Origin of the sequence: Intrasporangium sp. (assembly GCF_036566125.1) — a bacterium.
Classification (GTDB): domain Bacteria; phylum Actinomycetota; class Actinomycetes; order Actinomycetales; family Dermatophilaceae; genus Intrasporangium.
In genome coordinates this window covers 1-5,566 of record NZ_DATCWX010000065.1, presented here as the reverse complement: position 1 = coordinate 5,566, position 5,566 = coordinate 1, and the positions used below count along the sequence as shown (strand labels likewise).

The following is a 5,566-nucleotide window of genomic DNA, read 5'->3' as shown; positions in this document are numbered from 1 at the left end:
TCGAACGCGCTGCTCCCCGAGGAGAAGCGCGCGGTCGCGGTCCACGAGACCGGCCACGCCATCGTGGCGGCGCTCTCGGAGAACGCCGACCCGGTCGCGAAGGTCACGATCCTTCCACGGGGCCGAGCCCTCGGGGTCACCGAGCAGCTCCCGGAGGACGAGCGGCGGATCTACCCGGAGAGCTACCTGCTCGACTCGCTGACGATCCGGCTCGGGGGGCGGGCGGCCGAGCGGCTCGTGCTCGGCGAGATGTCGTCGGGGGCGTCGAACGATCTCGCCGGCGCCACGCAGCTCGCGACGAGGATGGTGCGGGAGTTCGGGATGAGCCCCCGCCTCGGGCCGGTCGGCTTCTCCGAGGACGGCCCGCAGTACCTCGGCGCTCAGCAGCTCACGACCCGGCAGTACGCGGAGGAGACACAGCGCGTGATCGATGAGGAGGTCACGCGACTGCTCAAGGAGGCCGACGATCGCGCCGGTGCGCTGCTCGAGTCACACCGTGACGCTCTCGAGGAGGTCGTAGCGCTCCTGCTCGAACGGGAGACGATCGACGGCGAAGACGTCGAGCGGGTGCTCAGCAAGGAGCGCGTGCCCGGCGTCCCGGTCGTGCTGGACACGGAGCCAAGCCAGAGCTGACCGAGCCGGCGAGGCCGACGAAGCAGCTCGCCGATGCCGGCACCGCTGCGGCCTCACATGTCGGTGTGCTCCGCCTGCATGCCCTGCATCACTTCGCCGTCCATGCTGTGCCTCTCCATGAAGGGCATCAGCTCCTCCGGCATGACGACGAAGGGACGCATCATGTCATGGTCCTCGTGCTCGAGGATGTGACAGTGGTACATGTACCGGCCGGCGAACACCTCGAAGCGTACGGCGATGTCGACGACCTCGTTGGGGTTGACCCGCACGGTGTCCTTGAGGCCGAGCTCGTTCTCGTCGACCTCGTGCCGGATGTTGTCGTCGGGCTGGCGACCGATGTGCACGACCGCCGCAGTCGCCCCCCTCGTTGTCGCGCCTCTGTCGAGCTCCACGACCGAAGCCATCCGGCCGAGGAGTTGGAAGCTTGTGAGATGCACGTGGATCGGGTGCGTGTCCTCGGTCAGGTTGATGAACCGCCAGATCTCGGGTTCGCCGAGCATCGGGAAGAAGGTGACGGTGTCCTCGAAGCGGGATGCGACCGTTCGCCAACGTGTTACCTCGTGCCGCCCATCCCGCTCGTCGAGGACCGTAACGACGCCATCGTCGCCGGCGGGATCCTCGACGAGCTCCCGCAGGGTCAGCATCGCTGGTGCGCCGTCCACGTCCGATTCCAACTCGACCAGCGCGACGGCACGCACCGGGCAGTTGGCGAGGTCGTCACCCGTGAGGCGCGCGAGGTCGGACGTCAACACCTGCGGTGCCGAACGGCGGCGGCGCGCTCCCTGGATCACTCGGAACCGGAGGACCTCCGGGTAGGGGAGCAGGCCATCGAGGTCGACGGCGCCCGCGGTCGCAGGATCGGCGAACGTACCGTCGAAGGGCGCGCGGGCGGTGTTCAGCACGGTCAGCTCGGTGCCGGGTGCGAGATCGGAGAAGTCGACAAGGATGTCGGCGCGTTCGGCCGAAGCCAACACAAGCCCCTGCGACGGGAGCGTTACGGGCGAAAGCAGCAGGCCGCCCTCGGTGCCGATCTGGACGATCCGTTCGTGATCGGGTGTGCCGTCACGCACGAGAACCAGACGAAAGGTTCGGGCGTTCGAGCCATTCAGCACCCGGACGCGATAGGTCGTGGGCTCGACCTCGGCGATCGGCCAGATCTTGCCGTTGACCGTCGTGAACGGACTGAAGCACTCCATGATCTCGGGATCCCTCTTGTGGAGGAGTCGGCCCGTCAATCCACCGTCGGAGCCCACGTCGAAATTGCGGTCGCCGAGCAGGAGCGGCAGCTCGTACGGCGGCCCCTCGGGCAGATCGAGCTCGTGCTCGCGTTGGTCACGCACGATCCAGAGACCGGCGAGTCCGGCGTAGACGCTGAGGCGCGTCACGCCCATGACGTGGTCGTGATACCAGAGCATCGCGCCGCGTTGATCGTTCGGATAGGTGTGAAGCGCCCGCTGGCCGGGGGCGGCGATGTTCTCCGTCCATCCGTCGCTGGACGCGGGCGTGACCCCACCGTGGAGGTGGACGACCGAGAATCCGCTGAGCGCGGCCGCAGCCATATCGACCCGGCCGTCACCGCGGCCCGGCAAGCACTGGACGGGCACACCTTCAAACTCGTGGCTCGACGCGGCGACGACCGTCACCGGCAACGGGCCCTCGAGGCCGTTGTCCCACTCCACCTCGACCTGGATACCGCGGCGGACCTCGATCGTCGGGCCCGGGATGTGCCCGCCGTAGGTCCACACCTGGGACGGTGGAAGGTCTCGGTGGAACCGGTGCGTGGCCGTCTCGAGACGGACGGTCAAACGGGTCGGCCCGCTGATGACGCGTCGGGGCGCGATCGGAAGCGCATCGACGAAAGGGGTGAGCGGGTGAGTCAAGCGCGCCGCGATCGGGATTCCTCCTCGTCCGTCCCCCTGTACACCGAATCTCAGCCCGTTACAACCCGGCAGCGCCCCGCCGTCTGCGGGTTCCTTGAGCTGGCGACGGGGCCCGGAGCCTACGAGGAGGAGAAGAACTCCTTCAAGGCCGGTCCAAGGACCGTCGCGTCGACGTCGTGCCCCTGACCATCGAGGAAACGGGCCTGCCCGTCCGGGATCGCGTCGGCCAGCGCTTGTGCAGACTCGCGCATGAACGGCATGTCGGCCCCGCCGGCGAGCACGAGGGTCGGGACCTTGACCGACCCCGCCGTTTCGGTCGGGATCGAGTAGTCGCCCATGATGCGGGCGTCATACGCGAGGGTATGGGCGATCGCCTCCTGCCCCGCCCACCAGGGTTGGTTCCGCGCGTCGGCGACGAACTCGGGAGGCATCCCCACGACCTTCGACATGAAGTACTCGGCCGCATCGCCTCGACGCCCTTCCGCGATCATCCGCTCGTACTGTTCGACCTGGTCGGCGGGCGGACGCGCGTTCTCGTCGAGGATGAACGGAGGCTCCCAAAGCGCCAGCTTGGTGACCGGGGCCCCGCTCGCCGTGGCGATCATCGCGAGCACCGCCCCCGACGAGGACCCCCAGAGGTTGGCCGATCCACCCGCCGCGTCGATCACCGCCTCGATGTCCTCGACCTCTCGATCGATCGCGTACGGAAGCGTGTCCCCGCTGTCCCCTCGGCCGCGTCGGTCGTAGTTCAGGACCGTGAAGTCGGATGACAGTGTCTGGGCGATGGCCGCGTCGGCCATGCGGTCGACAGAGCCGCCGCATACCAGCACCAACGGCGGTCCCTGGCCGAGCCGGTCGAACCCGATCGTGGTGCCGTCCTTCGAGGTGACTTGGTCCATGACGCCTCCTTCCGCGTTGCCTCAACTGGTTCGACCGAGATACGCGGAAAACTCATCCGTCCCGCTCGAACCCGCCCCCCCAACTTCGAAACGAGGCGAACGATCCGACCAGCTGGACGCCGAAGGATCCCGGTCACCAGCCCATCGAACCTCATGTGCTTCATGCCGCGACCGTTCCGTACTTCGGGCGCCCGCTGGGGCGGTAGACCTGGATCGTCACGCCGCTGGGGGTGATCGCCTGCGATCCGACCAGCTCGAGCGCTATGTCGGGGCCGGTGTCGGGGAACAGCCGCGTGCCCTGGCCGACGACCAAAGGGAAGGTGAGCAGGTTGATCTCGTCGACGAGGTCGTTGTCGAGCAGCCACCGGACCAGGATGCCGCTGCCGTGCACCTCCAGCTCGCCTCCCGCCTTGGCCTTCAGCTCGCGAATGGCAACTGCGACGTCACCGGAGAGGACGGTCGTGTTCGCCCACTTGGGGTCGAAGGGCGTGGTCGATGCCACGTACTTGGGCCGCGTGTTCAACGCGGTCCAGATGGGGCTGTCGCCCGGATCTGGCCACGTCCCCCAGGAGTCGGCGAAGATCTCGTAGGTCTGCCGGCCGAACAGGAACGCGTCGGCGCGCCCATAGACCTCGTTCAGGAACCCCATGCCCTCGTCGTCGACGTACGGCGTGACCCATCCGCCGCGCTCGAATCCGCCCCTGCGGTCCTCGTCCGGCCCGCCGAGGCCCTGCATCACGCCGTCGACGGTGACCATCGTGGTGGTCGTCAGCTTCATGGTCGGGGCTCCTTTCTCGTTGGCTTCTCAACGAGTCTGATCGCGTTCCTCGGCGAGGATCGCGTCGATCTGGCCGAGGGCTTGCGTCAGGCCCTCCTCCGTGCCCATGGCGGCGAGCTGCTCCATCGCCTCGACGCTCGGAAACTCGTTCTCGATCGACATCCGCGTCTTCCCGCCGTCGATCGGTTGGATGGTCACCCGCGCGGTGGTCATCGGGAGCTCGGTGTTCGGCGTGCCGTCCTCGTTCGCGAACCCATCGCGGAAGACGAGCTTATGTGGAGGCCGGACCTCGTCCACCTCCCAGTACCCGCGCGGCTGATCGCCCTCGGGGCCGGTCATGTGGTATTCCACGCGGCCGCCAGGACGCAGGTCGTGAGCGTCGACCGTCGCAGGGTAGGTCGGCGGCCCCCACCAGCGCTCGAGTTGGCGGGGATCTGCCCAGAGCTGCCAGACCCGCTCCGGCGACGCGTCGAACTCGGCCTCCAGCGTCATCGTGCGCGACGAAGGGTCCTTTCGGACGGTGACGGTCATCGATCTCCCACCTCCGGCGATCCGCTGATGAGCTGGTCCATGCGCTCGACGCGCTCTCGCCACAACTCCTCGTACCGGTCGAGCAGACGCCGCGCCACGCGGAGCCCCTCGAGGTTGGCGCGGACGACCTTCCTTCGCCCGACGCGATGCTTGCTGACGAGGCCGGCCCGCTCGAGGACGGCGACGTGCTTCTGCACCGCCGCGAAGCTCATCGGGTAATGGGTGGCCAGCTCGGCTACGCCTTCCTCCCCGTCGATCGCGCGGCGCACGATGTCACGCCGGGTGGCGTCACCCAGGGCGCCGAAGATGCGGTCGTGGTCGAGGGTGAGCTGCATTGATACAACCATACGGTTGTGTGTTTCGCACCGTCAATCGTTCGTCATGCGAACCGTGCCCGGGGCACTGAGCTGTGGCCATGGCGGGATCGGGGGAGTGACAAGAGAGACTTGATCGGTCGCCCCCAAGGGCGATTCATCATCGCGGTGGGTACGGCTTCATCGAGGGGACTCGCGTGCGACTACAAGTCCTTGCCGGGGTCCTCCTCGGGCTCCGAGAAGTCCGTGGGGAGTCCCCGCTCCTCAGCCTCCTCCGTCCGCGGCAGGGGGGACGCCGGCTGAGTTGCGGGTTCCTCTCGGATCAAGCTCGGCTCGACCACCGGCATGATGGGCGCCACGGGCTCTGGTGGAGGAACAGGGACACCGAGCTGCTCAGACGTCTTAGCCGCCGGCTTCCTGCGGGCCGCCGTCTTCTTCCGGGTCGTGGTCTTCCTGGCCGCCGGCTTCCTGCGGGCAGACGTCTTCTTCCGGGTCGTGGTCTTCCTGGCCGCCGGCTTCCTGCGGGCAGAC

At 67.9% G+C, this 5,566-nt stretch carries 5 protein-coding genes and 1 pseudogene; 1 reads left to right on the top strand and 5 read right to left on the bottom strand.

The window, feature by feature from the left end; genetic code table 11:
* A pseudogene (locus VIR15_RS03865) lies at window positions 1-633 on the top strand (hypothetical protein); the annotation flags it as partial.
* A 53-nt stretch (window positions 634-686) separates the two neighbouring features.
* Here the strand turns inward: VIR15_RS03865 and VIR15_RS03860 are convergent.
* From VIR15_RS03860 to VIR15_RS03840, 5 genes are all read right to left on the bottom strand, one after another.
* Window positions 687-2,513, bottom strand: coding sequence for a multicopper oxidase family protein (locus VIR15_RS03860; protein WP_331926155.1), 1,827 nt, complete (start codon window positions 2,511-2,513; stop codon window positions 687-689).
* 119 nt (window positions 2,514-2,632) lie between these two features.
* Window positions 2,633-3,412, bottom strand: a complete 780-nt coding sequence (locus VIR15_RS03855; RefSeq protein WP_331926154.1) for an alpha/beta fold hydrolase — start codon at window positions 3,410-3,412, stop codon at window positions 2,633-2,635.
* A gap of 160 nt (window positions 3,413-3,572) precedes the next feature.
* The gene (locus VIR15_RS03850) at window positions 3,573-4,190 is read right to left on the bottom strand and encodes a dihydrofolate reductase family protein (RefSeq protein WP_331926153.1); all 618 of its coding nucleotides are present in this window, start codon (window positions 4,188-4,190) and stop codon (window positions 3,573-3,575) included.
* Window positions 4,191-4,217: 27 nt separating this feature from the next.
* Window positions 4,218-4,721 carry an SRPBCC family protein gene (locus VIR15_RS03845; protein ID WP_331926152.1) on the bottom strand — a complete coding sequence of 168 codons (504 nt, stop codon included), beginning with the start codon at window positions 4,719-4,721 and terminating at the stop codon, window positions 4,218-4,220.
* On the bottom strand, window positions 4,718-5,068 hold the full coding sequence (locus VIR15_RS03840) for an ArsR/SmtB family transcription factor (protein WP_414654911.1): 351 nt from the start codon (window positions 5,066-5,068) through the stop codon (window positions 4,718-4,720). The genes VIR15_RS03845 and VIR15_RS03840 overlap by 4 nt, the downstream gene beginning before the upstream one ends.
* Window positions 5,069-5,566: the final 498 nt, after the last annotated feature.